At 40.6% G+C, this 17878-nt stretch carries 15 protein-coding genes; 6 read left to right on the top strand and 9 right to left on the bottom strand.

Annotated features, from left to right (window positions below):
- Positions 1-28: 28 nt before the first annotated feature.
- A complete protein-coding gene (locus F902_RS06960; protein ID WP_005202252.1) occupies positions 29-892 on the bottom strand; it encodes an ETX/MTX2 family pore-forming toxin in 864 nt (287 codons plus the stop codon).
- A 312-nt stretch (positions 893-1204) separates the two neighbouring features.
- Between F902_RS06960 and F902_RS06955 the strand changes: the two genes are divergently transcribed.
- Both F902_RS06955 and F902_RS06950 read left to right on the top strand, forming a co-directional pair.
- Positions 1205-1888, top strand: a complete 684-nt coding sequence (locus F902_RS06955; RefSeq protein WP_017402398.1) for a response regulator transcription factor — start codon at positions 1205-1207, stop codon at positions 1886-1888.
- A 41-nt stretch (positions 1889-1929) separates the two neighbouring features.
- On the top strand, positions 1930-3753 hold the full coding sequence (locus tag F902_RS06950) for a sensor histidine kinase (protein WP_005202250.1): 1824 nt from the start codon (positions 1930-1932) through the stop codon (positions 3751-3753).
- Between the two features lie 49 nt (positions 3754-3802).
- Here the strand turns inward: F902_RS06950 and ppk1 are convergent, their stop codons facing one another.
- Positions 3803-5881, bottom strand: a complete 2079-nt coding sequence (ppk1, locus tag F902_RS06945) for a polyphosphate kinase 1 (protein WP_005202248.1) — start codon at positions 5879-5881, stop codon at positions 3803-3805.
- 113 nt (positions 5882-5994) lie between these two features.
- Positions 5995-6669 carry a monofunctional biosynthetic peptidoglycan transglycosylase gene (mtgA, locus tag F902_RS06940; RefSeq protein WP_005202246.1) on the bottom strand — a complete coding sequence of 225 codons (675 nt, stop codon included), beginning with the start codon at positions 6667-6669 and terminating at the stop codon, positions 5995-5997.
- Between the two features lie 72 nt (positions 6670-6741).
- Here mtgA and F902_RS06935 point away from each other — a divergent pair, with 72 nt between their 5' ends.
- Positions 6742-7548 carry a rhomboid family intramembrane serine protease gene (locus tag F902_RS06935; RefSeq protein ID WP_005202243.1) on the top strand — a complete coding sequence of 269 codons (807 nt, stop codon included), beginning with the start codon at positions 6742-6744 and terminating at the stop codon, positions 7546-7548.
- On the opposite strand, the gene F902_RS06930 is transcribed toward F902_RS06935, so the two are convergent.
- Entirely contained in the window at positions 7545-10028 is a 2484-nt protein-coding gene (locus F902_RS06930) for an ABC transporter permease (protein WP_005202241.1), read from the bottom strand. The genes F902_RS06935 and F902_RS06930 overlap by 4 nt on opposite strands.
- Positions 10025-10729 (bottom strand): ABC transporter ATP-binding protein, encoded by a 705-nt coding sequence (locus F902_RS06925; RefSeq protein ID WP_005202240.1) that lies wholly within the window; start codon positions 10727-10729, stop codon positions 10025-10027. Before F902_RS06925 ends, F902_RS06930 begins: the two co-directional genes overlap by 4 nt.
- Positions 10730-10765: 36 nt before the next feature.
- Here F902_RS06925 and F902_RS06920 point away from each other — a divergent pair, with 36 nt between their 5' ends.
- Entirely contained in the window at positions 10766-11395 is a 630-nt protein-coding gene (locus F902_RS06920) for an arylesterase (RefSeq protein ID WP_005202239.1), read from the top strand.
- 25 nt (positions 11396-11420) lie between these two features.
- Here F902_RS06920 and aac(6')-I read toward each other — a convergent pair whose 3' ends face one another.
- Positions 11421-11861 (bottom strand): AAC(6')-Ighjkrstuvwx family aminoglycoside N-acetyltransferase, encoded by a 441-nt coding sequence (aac(6')-I, locus tag F902_RS06915; RefSeq protein ID WP_005202238.1) that lies wholly within the window; start codon positions 11859-11861, stop codon positions 11421-11423.
- 98 nt (positions 11862-11959) lie between these two features.
- The gene (locus F902_RS06910; RefSeq protein WP_004652048.1) at positions 11960-12574 is read right to left on the bottom strand and encodes a carbonic anhydrase; all 615 of its coding nucleotides are present in this window, start codon (positions 12572-12574) and stop codon (positions 11960-11962) included.
- Positions 12575-12807: 233 nt separating this feature from the next.
- Here F902_RS06910 and F902_RS06905 point away from each other — a divergent pair, with 233 nt between their 5' ends.
- Both F902_RS06905 and F902_RS06900 read left to right on the top strand, forming a co-directional pair.
- Complete coding sequence (locus F902_RS06905) at positions 12808-13824, top strand: alpha/beta fold hydrolase (RefSeq protein ID WP_005202237.1); 1017 nt, start codon at positions 12808-12810, stop codon at positions 13822-13824.
- A gap of 24 nt (positions 13825-13848) precedes the next feature.
- Positions 13849-14853: a hypothetical protein gene (locus F902_RS06900; RefSeq protein WP_005202236.1), complete on the top strand. Its 1005-nt coding sequence runs from the start codon at positions 13849-13851 to the stop codon at positions 14851-14853.
- Positions 14854-14887: 34 nt separating this feature from the next.
- Here the strand turns inward: F902_RS06900 and F902_RS06895 are convergent, their stop codons facing one another.
- Positions 14888-16900, bottom strand: a complete 2013-nt coding sequence (locus tag F902_RS06895) for a ligand-gated channel protein (protein ID WP_005202235.1) — start codon at positions 16898-16900, stop codon at positions 14888-14890.
- A 225-nt stretch (positions 16901-17125) separates the two neighbouring features.
- The gene (gene nfuA / locus F902_RS06890; protein ID WP_004652044.1) at positions 17126-17764 is read right to left on the bottom strand and encodes a Fe-S biogenesis protein NfuA; all 639 of its coding nucleotides are present in this window, start codon (positions 17762-17764) and stop codon (positions 17126-17128) included.
- Between the last annotated feature and the right edge of the window lie 114 nt (positions 17765-17878).

Below are 17878 nucleotides of genomic sequence, written 5' to 3'. Positions count from 1 at the left end.
ATGTGTGAGCATCTTAAAAACTATTAAATTAAGCTAGCTCAACAAGCTCTACAAAGTTTTCCTCTTTTTCTATTAATTTCTCAACATTCCCCAAATTAACGAGATTAGTAATATCCGAAATAATAATTTTAAAATCGAATTGCTGAGAATTATCCATCATTCCTTTATCTTCGATACCACGTACGGTAAATCTTTCACTATCATTTCCAGCTAATTTTTTTGCATTAATTTGTTGAAAGGCATGTCCAATAGAAGAGATCCAATGATAATGGTTATCCACCCGGCTTTCGAACCAAGTCCCTGTTGTACCCTTAAAAGCAATTAAAGCAGTGAATGGTATTAATAATCGCTGTTTAGTACAGACCAAAGAAGCTCTGTAAATCTTTCCTGCGGGTACAATGCATTTAATTGTTTGCTTGATGGTTTGAGAGCTAGATTCCGTTGTAGACTCTGTTTTTGAAGTCGCATACTGATATTCAAAATTAACTTTTATCGTCTCTTCTACATCCACAAAAACAATTCCAGCTTTTGCTTTTACTTCATAGCCAAGACCAAACTTGATTGTATGGCTCTTTGTTGTCGTATGGGTTTTTGCCAAAGTACAAGTATCCGATAACTCTGTTGAAAACTCAGTGCCAATGTTACTTTTAGAGTTGTCAAAATCGCTATGGATAATCGTAACCTGATTTTTTTCAAGTTTTGCCTGATCTTGATGAAAAATGATTTCAACATCATCAGCATCACTCACATCCCCATATAGTCCGCCATCATTTTGTGCCCCCTTTTCATACCACTTACCATTGGCTGGATCTTTATTGGTATTTAATTCTTTTTTCCAAAAATCTGTTAATAACGAACGTAAATATAATTTGTCTAGATGCTTAACTGACATGGTTTTTCTCCATTTATTCAAATAAGTTTTATTGAAAACACATAAGATCACATTAGAATAAATTCAAATATCACTGAAAACTGGTATTTTAAAAATAATTCTTGATTAAATTTATTTAATAATAAAAACATTTAATAGCCATATAAAATTTAAATAATAGTTAAAATAAAATATATGATCTAAAAATAAGTAATAGAATAAAAGAGGCCTGAAAAAATATTGTAGAAATAGACCTTACAATACCTAATTTCAGTGATAGTCAAAAAATCAAATCCCCCCTATGATGACAACTGAAAACAATAATGGTTAAGGATGATTTTTGTGTCTCAGAATGAACTCACTTTACCCGTGCCCGTATTTATTCTGGAAGATGATGCAATCATGCAACAGCGGCTAAAAAGAATCTTACTGGACATTGGTTATACACAAGAGGCTCTCATTTTTGCGCAAAGCCTCTATCAAGCGAAAGAGATACTTAAACAAAGCCCAATTTCATTTGCACTGGTTGATCTCGGATTACCCGATGGCAATGGCATTGATTTTATCGAAAGCCTAAGACAGCTCGATGAAAGCTCGCCCGTTCTGGTTATTTCGGCTTGGAGCACTCAGGAAACGATTTTAAAAGCAATCCAAATGGGTGCAACAGGCTATCTGTTAAAAGAACGAGATGATTTTGAAATTACCTTATCAATTCGGAGTATATTAAGAGGTGGTGCACCAATAGACCCGTTTATAGCCCAACAGATTCTGTCAAAAATTTCATTTGAACCGACAACAAAAGATATTGTAGCCGTAGAACAAAATCATTTACTTTCAGCGCGAGAATTTGAAATTTTAAAACTGGTTTCTCAAGGAATGAGTAATCGAGAAATCGCTGATTTTCTTCATTTATCAAAATATACAATCGAATGTCATATCAAACATATTTATCGAAAGCTTTCAGTGGGCAGTCGCTCCAAAGCCATCAATACAGCACGTTCATTAGGTCTTTTATAAAGTACCTTATACTGTGCTGGTCGCTTTGCTTAGCACAAGTAGTGCTGGCGAATTCATTGCCATCTATTGCAAATAGCCACTCAAGCTGTACAGCTCAAATCACCTCGATACAGGTTGCAAAAGCAAACCAAGAAAGTCAGACACAACGCCCTCAAACCGACTGGCAAACGATAACTTTGCCTGATCATTGGCATCAACGTTGGCCAGACTATACCGGTAGTGCATGGTATAAAATTGCTTGGGATTATCATTGTCCACAGCATCAATACGAACCGATTACCTTAGTGATTAATAGTATTAATATGGCTGGAGAGATTTATCTAAACGACGAACGCCTCTGGCAAGATAAATCTCTAGTTGAGCCACTGTCTCGTAGTTGGAATATGCCACGCTACTGGGATTTACTGCCCTCTACATTAAAACAAGGCTCAAATACTTTATGGATTCGGGTCGTTGGAGTTGCAACCCAAGATCCAGGCTTAGGACATGTTATCTTAGCAACACCAGAAATCGCAATTCCTCAATATGAAACCTTCATATATGAACAACGCGTTTTAAACTTTTTTAATCTTTCCTTCTCACTGATCTTGGGCCTGATTGCTTTTCTGGTCTGGCTCTTTCGTCGACAGGAAAAAGCTTTTGGTTGGTTTGCTCTAACCTCCTTCTGCTGGGTGATTATTATGAGCAACATTGCCATCATCAATCCCCCTTTTGGCTTAAATACCTTACAAATTGCACGCATCAATATCGTCATGATTTTTATGCATGCAATTTGTGGTTGTTTATATGCATGGCGTTTTGCGCATCAACGTTTTCCCCATATCGAAAGAACCTTTTTGATTGGCTTTATTGTTGTAGCTCTATCCGCTATTTTACTCCCAGATACAGCATTAACATGGTTTTTACTACTCACCTTTATCTGCGCTGTTTTTATTAATATCGCCAACTGTATTTCGTTCCCTTTTATTGCTTATAAAGTAAGACAAATCGAAGCCTATTTATTGGCGAGTGTTTTTGTTTTCTTCTTATTTATTGTACTGCATGACGCGTATCTGATTCTTAGCAAGTCCTCAACTAGAGCTGCTACTGTTGCTTATACAGCGCCTTTAATGACCTTATTTATTGCGATTATTCTTGCTTTAAGGCTTGCCAAAAATGTGAAGAAAATTGAAAAATTTAATCAAACATTGGCACAGAATATTGTTGAAGCAAGGGATGAATTGGCTGTTTCACTGAGCACCCAGCATCAACTTGAATTAGAAAATGCAAAGCTACAAGAACGCATACAACTTGCACATGATTTACATGATGGCTTAGGCGGTTCTCTGGTTCGTTCCATGGTGACTGTCGATCAAAGCCATGTAAATCTGAGCAATCAACAATTTTTATCCATGTTAAAGTTATTACGAGATGACTTGCGTCAGGTGATTGATAGTGGCTCAAGTACTGGGGCGAAAGTACCAGATACGCCTTTGCTCTGGGGAGCTCCATTGCGTTATCGCTTTAGTCAGTTATTTGATGAACTTGATATTGCATCAAAGTGGTCTTTTCCCGAGTCTTGGCAGGTCCAGCCGAGTCCGCTCATTTGTTTGACCTTACTGCGAGTCGCAGAAGAAGCTTTAACCAATATTTTAAAACATAGCCAAGCAAATTCAGTGCACTTTAGCTTATCTTTTTCAAATGATGCAAAATTAATTTTAGAAATTGAGGACAACGGAATTGGATTTAATGTTGAAGCGGTCCAAACTGCGGGAATGAGTGTCGGCCTGAGAAGTATGCAAACGCGTTTAGAACGTTTGGGAGGAACTTTAATTATTTACTCCAAGGTTGGGAAAACCACAATAAAAGCGTCTCTCCCGATTTAATTTAAATGTGTTCCAACAAGTACTATGCCTTGTTGGAACACTCAGGCATTTATTTAATTGCGTCCAATAAAGTATGCTGTGCATTGTGTGGCTCTTCACCTTCCACAGGTCGTGCACGATCCCATACACCATCACCCTGTAACAACCATGCTTGCTGATTATCTTTGAGATAATTCAATAAACCGAGTTGATAGATACGCTTCTTCAAGGCCGGATCTTCTATCGGGAAACAGGCTTCAACCCGGTTGAACAAGTTACGATCCATCCAGTCTGCACTTGAACCATAAATACGTGGATTACCATTATTGCTGAAATAATAAACTCGTGTATGTTCCAAGAAACGACCTACAATTGAACGGACACGAATGTTTTCCGACAGATTTGGCAGGCCTGGACGTAAGCAGCAAATTGAACGAATGATCAGGTCAACCTGTACACCTGCTTGCGATGCTTCATACAATTTATTGATTAACTGAACTTCAGTTAAAGCATTCACTTTAATAATAATTTGTGCAGGTTTACCTTCTTTGGCATTGGCAATTTCATCATCAATATAATTAATGAGTTGCGCATGTAAAGTAAATGGCGCATGCAGTAGCTTTTTCGGCTTCGCCATTTTACCCATACCGGTTAATTCTTGGAAAATACGGTGTACGTCTTCACACAAGTCTTTGTCAGTGGTCATCAAACCATAGTCGGTATAGATACGTGCATTGGTAGCATGGTAGTTACCCGTTCCCAAATGTACATAACGCACTAATTTATTATTTTCACGACGCACGACCAGAATCATTTTGGCATGGGTTTTATAACCTACGATGCCATATACCACCACAGCACCCGCTTCTTGCAGGACGTTGGCCACTTCAATATTGGATTCTTCATCAAAACGGGCACGCAGTTCGATCACCGCTGTGACTTCTTTACCATTTCGCGCTGCTTCGGCAAGCACTTGCACGATTTCTGAATCAGCACCACTACGATAGAGCGTTTGTTTAATTGCCAGCACTTGTGGATCGCGCGCAGCTTCACGCAATAATTGAATCACAGGCGCAAATGATTCAAACGGATGGTGCAATAAAATGTCCTGCTTCTGCATGGCAGCAAAAATACTTTCCGACTTTTTAAATGCTTTTGGAATGACTGGTGTATGTGAGTCATAACGTAAATGCGGGCGCTTAAAGTTCGACAATAAACGCGCCAAATTCACTGGTCCATCAACACGATAGAGCTGTTCTTCGTTTAGATCAAACTCATCCAGTAAATATTCATAAATATGCTTTGGACAGTTATGTGTCACTTCCAAACGAACTGCTCGACCAAAACGGCGTGAACTTAATTCACCTTTGAGCGCTTTGGCTAGATCTTCTACATCTTCATTCAAGGCTAAATCGGCATTCCGCGTGACACGGAATTGATAACAACCGGTTGCCGTCATGCCTGGGAATAAATCAGACACGTGCTCGTGAATGATTGCAGACAACATCACATGATGTTCTTTGCCGTCGGTGAGTTCATCTGGTAAACGTACCACACGCGGCAAGGAACGTGGTGCGGGTACAACGGCAAGATCGATCTGACGGCCAAACGCATCTTTCCCTTCCAAAGTCACAATGAAGTTTAAGCTTTTGTTGACTAAGCGTGGGAATGGATGCGCAGGATCAAGACTAATTGGAGTCAATACAGGTGCAACCTGCTCTTGGAAATACTTTTTAATCCATGCTGATTGGGCTGGCGTTAATTCACCACGGCGTAAGAAGCAAATATCTTCTTCACGCAGTTTCGGCAAAATTTGTTCGTTTAGAATACGGTATTGACGCTCAATCGCAGCATGCGTGGTTTTTGAAATTTGATCTAAAACTTGTTTAGGTGTCAAGCCATCTGGCGTGCGACTTTCATTGCCTAAAGTCAGTTGCTCCATCACTCCCGCAACGCGAATTTCAAAAAATTCGTCTAAATTGCGTGAAAAAATCAGCAGGAAGTTCATCCGTTCTAAAAGGGGGTGAAGTGGGTCGACAGCCTGTTCAAGTACACGAAGGTGAAAATCGAGAATCGAAATTTCACGATTAATATAACGATCGTTGTAACTGTATTCTATGGGTGCTGTTGTCGTCACTGCAGTATTCATACCGAACCTTGTCGCATTATCATTCATCAAGTGATGTTTTAAGTATGCTGCAAAATTATGTCAATTTGGTAAAAAAGCCCAAAAATATTGGGCTTTTTTAAATTTTTTTTGGATTATTGCGGAATTTGTATCGCATTCATATATTTTAAAATAACACGTTTGCGATATTGCAGCTTACGGTCATTGCGGTTGTCTTGATAGTACTTTGGATTAGGCAATAATGCCGCCAAGAAAGCCGCTTGTTCTCGGCTTAAACTTTTTGAACTTTTGCCATAATAGAATTGAGCCGCTGCCTCAACCCCATAGATGTTCTGACCAAACTCGACTGAGTTCATATACACTTCTAAAATGCGGCGTTTTGACCACATCCGCTCCATCATCCATGTGGCAATGGCTTCTTGCCCTTTACGGATGAATGAGCGCTGATTATAAAGAAATAAATTTTTAGCCAGCTGTTGCGAAACCGTTGATCCACCCGCAACTAACTCACCTTTTTCACTATTTCGTTCTAATGCAAATTGAATTCCAGCCCAGTCAAAACCATGATGATGGATAAACTTGGCATCTTCACCCGCTAATATTGCACGTTTGAAATTATCACTAATTTCATCGTAATCGCGCCATTCCTGTTTAATCGGTTTGAAGTCAGTCAAATAGTCTGCACGCATAAACATCGTCGTTTCGACCGGATGGGTACGCCACCAGACCAAACTACCAAAGATCCATAACTGAATCAGTAGAATGATGCCGATAATCAACATTACTGCGCGTGCTAAAAAGGCTTTCATTAAAGTGCATCACTCCATCGTGCAACAAATTCATGCTAAGCTATTTTTTATATCAATAACTAGCGTAAACACATGACTGAAACGACTCCACCACAAATCAATCAAAAATTGCAAATACAAACATGGTGGTTTACTGCGCTACTGATTGCAGTCAATGTCGGATTATTTGGCTGGCAGATTCTTTCAGGTGTGAATATTACCGACCCTGCCCCAGTAGATGCAATCGCTTGGGGTGCAGATTTTACCCCACTCACCTTCACAGGTGAACCTGAACGTTTATTCAGCAGCATGTTTTTCCACTTTGGCATGATTCATTTAATGCTGAATATGTGGGCACTTTATATTTTTGGTAGTGTTGCCGAACAACTCTTTGGACGAAGCTACTATATTGGTCTGTATTTTCTTGCGGGCTTAATGGGGAGTGTACTGTCAAGCTATTTAAGCATTCGTGATGGTTATGAACTATTACAGCAGTTTGATCCTAAACTGCTTCCTCACATCAGTGCTGGGGCCTCAGGCGCAGTGATGGGCATTGGTGCCGCGTTGACCGTGGTCTCATTATTTCCGCCTTTGCCACAACAGCGTTTTTGGCTCGATAAAAAGTCATTACTGATGATTATGGGAATTAACCTTGTCTTTGGTTTTACCGTTTCAGGCATTAATAATGCCGCTCATATCGGCGGTATGATCATGGGAGCTTTATTAGCTGCGACATGGTATTTCAGTCAAAAAATGCAAAACAAAGGCTTATTCCAGATCATTGCTTTAAGTCTTGGATTACTATTACTTGCCGCATTTTATTGGTATTGCACAGTGTTAAGCACAGGACTCAACCCCTTATGGCATGAAATCCTGCGCCAGAATCAGTCAACATTTTAAGACTGATTCATTTCTCTTAGACTTTGTAATGGTGGAATATCACATAAATAGCTCAGACGATAACGACCAATCAAAGTACAAATGAGCATCATGCTCAACGGTAGGATCAACCAAATTTCAGGATGCCATTGCACAGCCATTTGCATCCTGTGACTGGCGATTGCACTAATCACTTCGGCAAACAAACACGCCACCACACCTGACAATAATCCAATAAAACCAATCTCAAGACTGAGCATACGTTTTAACTTATTCTTGGCAACACCAAATGAACGTAATAAAGCGACTTCTTTACGACGCTCATCCATCAGCACATTCAAACAGGCAATCAATACCAATACACCGGAGAAGCCGACCAAGGCGGCCAGTACCGTGACAATCTGTACCAGCACATTCACCAAACGTTTAATTTCATCCAGAATCCGTCCGACATCAATAAATACTGTATTGGAAAATTGCTGAATCAATTGCACCATTTTCGGCTGATCGGCAGGTGGCAGATAGAAGCTGCCTAAATAACTGCCCGCGTTTTCATCCATGGTTTCCGGTGAGAAGATGAAGAAAAAATTCGGACTAAAACTTTCCCATTCGACGCTACGTAAGTTCACTACCGTGGCTTCCAATGCCCCTTCAGGCAAACTAAAACTGAGTTGATCACCAATTTGAATGCCAAGCTCGTGTGCGGTTTTTTCCTCAACCGACACTTGTCCTGCTTTGCTAAAATGAGCCACCCCTTGAGTAATCACATTGTCTTTAGGATAAACGCTGGCCTGAGTCAGATTGAGCTCACGGCGTAGTGAATTGTTTTGCTTAACCAACTCTGGTGCAAAGGCATGACCATTTTTAGCCAGTAAACGTCCGCGAATATTTGGATACAGTGGCGTTGATTGCCAACCATTTTGCTCAATCTGTTGCTTAAACTGAGGCATATCAAACGGCGGCAAACCATAAACAAATTGGTTCGGCGTACCCACAGGCAATTGCTGTTGCCAGCGTTGCAACAGATCCGTTCTCAATACACTCAATACCGTAATCAAACTCAGGCCTAAAGCCAGTGCAGTGATCTGCAAAGCGGTTTGATGTGGAATCCGTACATAAGCCGCTAGAGGATGTTTCAGTTTTTTAATCGCTTTGAGTAGCAGCCAAATCACAGCATACATCATCGCGCAAAGCAATAAGATTGCGCTGAGTACCAACAAGCTCAACTGTAGGTTATCACTCAACACCAAACTAAACAGAATCAAGCTGACAATACCAATCGCAAACATTGCCACATAAGACTTCCGTGAACGCTCCTGTTGGCGAATTACCCGAATCGGTGGTGTGTTTAATAATTCCCAAATGCTTGGCAAAATAAAGCCAATCAACACCATCACACTGGTAAAGATCGCAATCGGTAAGGCATAAAGTAGATCGACGACTGCGAAGCTCAATTGCAGTTGCGGTATCAATTGCAACATCAATTGCAATAAACCATAACCCAAAGCGATCCCAATCAAACTTCCTAACACAATCGACAAAGCACTGACGATTCCAAGCAAGGCAATATAGGCCAATAAAATTTGTCGCTTACTCGCCCCCAAACAACGCATCAATGCAATATGATCTTGATTCTGCTGTACATAACGCTGACTGGTTAAAGCAATCGCGATACCACAGAGTAAAATGGTCAATAGATTGGCCAGCTGTAAGAAAGTATCCAAATTTTCAATCGGCTTCATTAAGCGGGTATTGGATTGGCTGGCATCTCTAAGTTTCAGTGAGCTTTGTTCACCTTCAAGTTGTTGATCTGCCTGTTGTTCGGTGTCTTGTTCATTTTTTTGCGATTGCTTAAAAATCTTTTTATAGGCTTTGATTGGCTCAGGTTCACCCGCAAGCAGTAGTCGATATTCAATTCGGCTTCCGACCTGAACGGCATTGGTTTTGGCAATATCGGCTTGGTGAATAATCACCGTCGGAGAGAACCCTGAAAATCCAGTCTCTTGATTAGAATCACGTTCAATAATGCCCGTAACCATCAACTGAGCATCGGCAATTGCCAGTGGCTCCCCCATTTTTGCATGTAATAAATCCATCGCCCGCTGACTTAACCAGACTTCTCCTGGTTGTATCGCCTGTGCTTTGGGTTGAATCACCAACTGACCACGTAAGGGAAAATTTGCATCTACAGCTTTGACATTCACCATTACAAACTGATCTTGTGTATGTGCCATCGAACTAAACACAGTGACAGGAGCATGCTTTAACTTCAGTTCATCTGCCTGTTGCAACCAACTCGGCTGAATAGGATCCTTGTCTGATAGGACTAAATCACCACCCAGCATTTCGGCAGCTTGTAATGCCACCGCATTTTGGACTTGAGTATTACTAAACTTGAGTGCCGTAGTTGCACTGATTGCCAAAGACAAGGCAATAATCAGCAGATATAAGCCCCCAGTACGAAAACTTTGTAACAGTAAGGGTTTCAGGACTGAACTCATACCCCCTCCTGCAACTTGATGATTTCCTGAATCTGACCATCGGCGAGTTTGACATGGCGTTGGCAAAGTGCAGCCAAGTTTTGATCATGGGTGACTAGCACTAAGGTTGTACCGAGTTCTTTATTTAAATCAAATAACAGTTGTTCAACCTCTTCCGCAGTTTGCCCATCCAGATTGCCTGTGGGTTCATCTGCAAAAATGATTTTTGGTTCTGCAATTAACGCCCGTGCAATCGCAACACGTTGCTGCTCTCCCCCTGAAAGCACTTTCGGCGTTTGCTGCGCTTGTCGAATCAGTCCGACCCGTTCCAACCATGCCAAGGCTTTTTGTTCTGCCTGCTTGAAATTAAAATCGGGTTGTAAACGTAACGGCAGCATCACATTTTCCAAAGCACTTAACTGCGGCAACAACTGAAAAGATTGAAAGACAAAGCCAATATTCTCTAAACGAACACGGGCACGTTGTTCTTCAGTAAGCGTATGAACTGCTTCTCCACAGACCCATAACTCACCCAAACTCGGTCGATCCAATGTCGCGAGGATACCTAATAAGGTTGATTTTCCTGAGCCTGAACGTCCTGTAATGGCAATTTGTTCACCTTGATAGATATCTAAATTAATATCTTTTAAGATGCTGAGACTTTGCTGATTGATTTGAATATTTTGTGTAACTTTTTGGGCAGAGATAATCGGTTGTGGCATGATGTCACGTATCCTTTAGGACAAATTTGAAATACGATGCAAAAATCTAAAGTTATCTGGTCACTATCAAAAGCAGTTGGAATCATCGCCATTGGCTTGATCCCAACACTGGTTTCAGCAAAGACTATTTTAATTTTGGGTGATAGCCTGAGCGCAGGTTATGGCATCGATGTAAAACAAGGCTGGGTGCAATTATTACAACAACGCCTAGACCAACAGTATCCGAAACAACACAAAGTGGTCAATGCAAGTGTCAGCGGTGAAACCACCAGCGGTGCATTGGCAAGACTTCCGAAGTTATTACAAACTTACAAGCCTGAAATTGTGGTCATTGAGCTTGGCGGCAATGATGGCTTACGTGGTCAACCGCCACAAATGATTCAAAAGAATCTCGCTCAATTGGTACAGCTGAGCCAAAAACAGAAAGCCAATGTTTTACTGTTTGGTATGAAAATACCACCGAATTATGGGACAGCCTATAGCACGGCTTTTGAAAATAATTACAAAATTGTAAGTCAGCAATATAAAGTGAAACTGTTGCCGTTCTTCCTTGAAGGTGTGGCTGGGCAGAAACATTTAATCCAGAATGATCAAATCCATCCCAATGCCAAAGCACAACCAATTATGCTGAATGTGGCTTATCCCTATATCAAAGGCGCTTTATAAGCACCAGTTGAGTCGCTAAAGTCGCTTAGCCGATATTTTTCTTAAAATACACCACACGTTCAGTTTCATGAAAACCGAGTGCTCGATGCATTGCATGGCTAATATGATTGTCCAGCGCTGCATCTGAAGCGAACTCAGTACATGCAAATTGTTTCGCCCATTCCTCTACGAACTGAACCAACTGAGTCGCGATACCTGAACGTCGATATTCAGGTAATACATAAATCCCTTCAAGAAAAGCCACGGGTGAGGTTTGTGTACCATTCACATATTCATATCGAATCGAAGCTTCCAACATGCCAATTGCTTGTTGGGTGTCGGTATAAGCCAATAATTGTAAAGTATCAGTTTGTTTAAGTAGCTGACGCATTTCCAATAAATGCGCATCGTCATGATCAGGCCAGAGCAAACTTCTTAATGCTAGCCAATCTGATAATTGTGATTCAGATATCGGCATAATATTCATAGTGGAGCTGCTCTTTGAGTGAAACATCCAAATTTTATTAATGAAGGATAAAGCATGAATGATAAAATAATGGCGAGTCTCTCAACTCGCCATCTGCTTTAAAAATCGAAGAAACTGACTTCACCTGTTTCCAGCGAATACTCTGCGCCAACCACGATCATTTTGCCTTTCTCGATCAGACTTTCCAGCACGGCTGAACCATGACGTAATTGATTCACTGAAGCAAATACATTGGAACGAACCGCATGAGCCGACAGTTTTTTCAAATCATTTTTTAAATCTGTTTGCATTAAGATTTCAACCGAAGGACGTACACGATTGACAATCGACATCAAATTCGATGATGGCGGTTGCTGTGGATTCATTAAGGTATCAATCGTCGCTTGAATCGCGCCACAGTGACTATGACCTAACACCACCACAACAGCACAGTCATAACGTTCTGCCGCAAACTCAACACTCCCTACCTGTGACGGCGCAACGATATTGCCTGCTACACGAATCACGAACAGGTCACCTAAACCTTGGTCAAATACCATTTCCGCAGGTACTCGGGAATCAGAACAGCCTAAAACAATCGCAAAAGGATTTTGTTCACTTGCCATTTCGGCACGTTCTTGGTGAGATAATAATTTTTGTTGAACTGCCTCTCCCTTTACAAAACGGGCATTACCAGCTTTTAAACGTTCTAGGGCTTCTTGAGCAGTGAGCATGCTTAAATCCATCTATGGTTGACATGAGCAAATAGTGTAATGTGCGCCTGTTTGAAAGTCACTGACAAAAATAAAAACTCTCCGTCGCTCTGCTAATGTTTTAATCAGGAAAATAATGGAAAATTGATGATTTCATTGGCAAGAATTTCCATACAGCTGTAGATTATGCAAATGATTCCTTCAGCACTTTCCCCAATAATCAATGGGCGTAAAAATAGATCAAGGACAGAACAATGAATACAAAAAGCCAATTTGCAATGCCCTTCCGCAGGACACTCACTGCGGCGTTACTGGCATGCAGTTTAACCACAGTTGCAATCAGCACCACACAGGCTGCGGAAATTGAAATGAGTTTCCAAAACCTACTGCAACAAGAGCGTGCTTGGGCAGGCTTACAAAGTAAAACCTTAAAAGTAGGTGATATTACTTGGTCATATAGTGAAGGTGGCCAAGCAGGTAAACCAATTGTGATTTTGATTCATGGTTTAGCAGGCAGTCGCGATAACTGGAACCGTGTCGCACGTGCCTTAACTGCAAACTACCATGTGGTCATCCCTGACTTGCCTGCCAGTGGTGAAACTCAGGTTCCAAAAGATTTTGATTATTCTGTACCCAACGTGACTGAAAAACTGCGTCGTTTTGTTGAAGCAGCCAACCTCACCGGCCCAGCTCATGTGGCAGGTCATTCACTCGGTGGTTCAATTGCGATGCTATATGCAGGTCAATATCCATTTGAAACCAAGAGCCTGTTCTTGATTGATGCCGCAGGTGTTTATAAGTCTGCCACGACCCCCTACCTAAAAGATCCAACCCAAGTCAAAAACATGATTGTGAGCAAGAAAGGAGACTTTAATTTCTTGATGCAGCAAGCCATGCACACACCACCATTCATTCCTAAGGAAATTGCACAAGCGCAAGAGAAAATGATGATTGGTCAGGTAGAACAAACTCAAAAGATGGTTGATCAAATCATTGCCTTGAATAAGCTCTACACTCCAGATTCATTTGCCTTATTGGCGCGCTCAATTGATGCACCTACCCTGATTTTATGGGGTAAACAAGATAAAATTATTAATGTTGAAGTTGCACCTGAGTTAAAATCACTGCTGAAAAATGCACAAGCACCTGTAATCTTGGACAATGTTGGACATATGCCAATCTTGGAAGCAGATCAATTGGTGGTTCAGCAATATCTACCTTTCCTCAGTAAGATTCAGGCACAAAAGCCTGCAGCAACACCTTCACCCTAAATTTAATAAGCGATTTGAGATTTTATGTCGAAACAACCCATGATAGAACAACTGATTGATGCACAACTTGATTTTTTAGAGCAGGAGTTTGCACAGGCAGAAACCATTCAACACGAGTTTAAACAGTTCTATCATTGGTTACGCTTACAACAGTTACAGCATCTTTGGTCGTTTGAACAAATCTTTGAGCTGATTGAAAAGCAGATTTTGGCCACACCTGCCAGTCCATTTTTAATCGAACAAATTGCTGAACATATTCGTTTTGCCTTGATTCATCCGGTCAATGATCAAACCACAATTGAACAGGTCATTCCTGTCCTGACCATTGACACAATTGCACAATATGTAGCCAGCAAAAGCGGTCATCGGCAGCGTTTGATTAAAACAGTGGTAAACAACCCAGCTTTTTCTGCATTGATTACCCAACTGATTCAACACTCAATCCAAGATTATCTGGATAATTCCATGTCAAAACGTGTTCCTGGGGTTGGACATTTTATGAAAATGGGAAAATCGGTTTTAGAAACAGTGACCGATTCCAATCTGAATGACACCATTAACCACTACTTACAAAAGAACATTTTAAAAATCAGTCAAATGAGTGAAAAAGTGTTAAATCAACACTTTAATGATGACAAGCTCTACCATTTTCAGGCCAACCTCTGGCATAAAATTAAAGTCATGCCTTTATCGGTCTTGCGTAATTATGTCGAAGTACAAGATTTACCTAAAACAGTGGGTATGGGATATGAAATTTGGGAGCATATCCGTCAAACCCCTTACCTAAAACAGCAAGTGCATGATGGCGTCTATGCATGGTATGCCCGTAATCAGGAGCGCACTTTTGATCTTTTACTGCGTGACCTGAATATTGATGAAGCCTTGATTGAAAATGAACTGAGTCATCTACTCAGTCCTGTTTTACAGCAAGTGATTACAACGGGTTATTTAAGACAACGCGCGCGCGTGTATTTAGAGAAATTTTATTATTCTGAAGCAGTCAATCAGATCTTAAATAAACAAGGATAAGGCATTTGCTGCCCTATCCTTTCCTTACAGTCATTTAGAAGCTATAGGTCACGCCAAGATTGTAACGGCGACCATCTAATACATAATTATAGGTTGCTGTATCAATCTCTTTATCAAACAAGTTATAGATCCCCGCAGCCACTGCGATATTTTGTGTAGGCTTATAATTGACCCCAACATCCACCATGGTATATGCAGGTTTACCTTTCGCCATTGCAGTACGGCTCAAGTAATCTGAGGTTTTACTACGATAGTTGATACGTCCCCAACTTGAGAACTGATCATTAATTTCCCAATCAGCGGTGGTGTTAAACATATGTTTTGGCATTTCATTTAAAGGCTTGCCTTTATTCACACCACTCTTTTGTTCAGTATCCGTGAAGGTATAGTTCGCACTCAAATTTACATTAGGGAGGACTTTCCAACCAAAGGTTGCCTCTGCACCACGCATACTAGCCTTATCAACGTTCTCACGTAAGCTGACAAAATCGAACTTCTCGCCCAACCAATCACACTCTAAGGCGCCAACATTTTTACCCTGACAGGTTCTCACTTCTGTAATTTTGTCCTTAAACTCACTATTAAATAGCGTTAATCCTGCGGTCAAATTATCCAAATTATCCCAGTTGAAAGAAACTTCATAGTTAACACTTTTCTCGGGTTTTAGATCAGGATTCCCTACAATCACCCCTTTACTCTGACCACCACCCGTCGCTTGACCCCACTCTGCAACTGTGGCACGAAGTGCTGGTGTTTTATAACCTGTAGAAACACCGCCTTTAATCACCCAATTATCATTGAGTCCCCAAACCCCATATACTTTGGGACTCCAGTGATCACCAAATTTTTCATCTTTATCTAAACGAAGAGATGTAGTTAGAGTGAAATCATCCACAATGTTCCAAGCATTTTCGGCAAATAAGGCCCAACTATAACGATCAAGGTTTGAAACCGGTTTCGCTCCACCCACGCTTAACTGATTACCTTTATCATCTAATTCTTCTTTTAAATACATACCACCAAAGCTCAAGCTATGACGATCAAAATTAATTTTATTGATGGTATTAAAGGTGGTGTTGGTCGCTTCCATATTACGTGATGGATTTTCATTTTCCTCACGTTGAATATATGAGTGCGTTTCGACTGCACCAATCTTGCCACGATGGGTTAAGCTATATTCAGTACGATAATAATCAGTAAGCGAATTAGCAGGTTTGTTTCGTCCGGTTTGTACAGGAGAAATGCTCTTTCCAACCGTTGCATCTCGATTTTGAATTGAACGTTGATATTCTAAATCGATGGTGTGATCATCGTTCGGCGTCAGGCTAAATGCAGCCCCACCCGCACGAATTTTTTGCTTGCTATAACCACCATAGATTTTATCTTCATCACGCTGTGAATACAGGCCATTGGCTTTAAAAGACAAGAGATTGGCGATCAAAGGGCCTGCAATATAGGCATTGGTTTGGTATTGATTACCTGAGTCAGAATTTTCCTGCAATGTGGTATCAAGCTTGATTGATCCAGTCCACTCAGTAACATTTTTCTTGGTAATGATATTAATCACACCACCCATTGCGTCTGAGCCATATAAACCAGACATTGGACCACGAATCACTTCAATACGTTCAATCGCACCAATATTTGGCAACCAACCCTGCTCAATCCCCGAGTTATCACTATTTGGTCGTACAGAGCGGGTATTTACTTTTTTACCATCAACCATAATCACGGTATAAGCACTGCCCATACCACGGATACTAATATCGCTTGAACTGCCCCCACCTGTGACCACCACCCCTGGCACGTCTTTAAGTGCATCCGTCACATCACGATACGCTTTTTTATTGATTTGTTCTTGTGTCAGCACCGAAATCGAGGCTGCCGCTTTTTTAATATCTTGTTCAAAGCCGCTTGCAGTCACAACAATCTTGTCTAATTGCACTGCATCTTTATTGGTTTGAGTTTCTGCTGCATGTGCAACGGCCATCATACCGCTCAACACAGAAATTGTGAGTAGTGATTGACGTACGATTGTATTGGACATATTCCCACCTGATTCAGAAAAAATCTTAAGATTTGCTTAAAAATTCATGAGAATTCTAACAAAAAACAAATAAAACTCAATAAAAATGATAATTATTATTATTTATTAATTCACTTTGTTTTGCATACATCTATTTATAGAATAAGGAAAAATCATCTCAGTTTTGATTAAACAATAAAAAAAGCCCTCGAAAGGGCTTTTAAAAATACAGTAAATTTCCAGCGATTATTTAAAATAAGCGCCTTCTGCTTGTGTATGATCGGTTTGATCCACTACACGCTGTAATTCAGGCACATGCTGTCTTAAAGTGGTTTCTACACCTTGCTTCAAGGTAACATCAATCGCAGAACAACCTTGGCAACCACCACCGAATTTCAATACAGCAGTTAAACCATGTTCTGGATCATTATTCACTTCGACCAAACTACAATTACCGCCATGTCCTTCCAGACCTGGATTAATTTCAGATTGCAGTACATAGGTAATACGCTCTTCAATTGAAGCGTCTGGACCAACACGTGGCACTTTCGAGTTTGGTGCACGGAAGGTTAATTGACCACCAAAACGATCTTTGTTGTAGTCAATTACGGCGTCAACCAAATACGGAATTGATGGCGCATCAACATAAGCAGGAAAATTAGGATAATCCTGTTTATAGTCTGTCGGCACTACTTCTTCAGGTGCGCTATATGCCATACAACATTCAGCACGTGGAGTACCTGGATGCTCTACAAAAACACGAACGCCAATTCCTGGGGTATTTTGCTTTGCTAATAAATCACCTAAATACTCTTGTGCAGATGGAGTAATTAAAAGGTTTGGAATTTCTTCTGCGACAGCAGTGTTGGTGTTCTCAGTCGACATAACAATAATCCTCAAGCTGATGTCGTTATATTAACCGAAGATGGAGGGTAATAAAAAAAAATCAACCATTTTTGTAGGAATTCTATGCAAGAACATTGTTTATTAAGTTTTTAA

The organism is Acinetobacter higginsii, from assembly GCF_000369525.1.
GTDB lineage: Bacteria > Pseudomonadota > Gammaproteobacteria > Pseudomonadales > Moraxellaceae > Acinetobacter > Acinetobacter higginsii.
The sequence above is the reverse complement of the archived record's forward strand: the minus strand, read 5'-3'. Positions and strand labels throughout refer to the sequence as shown.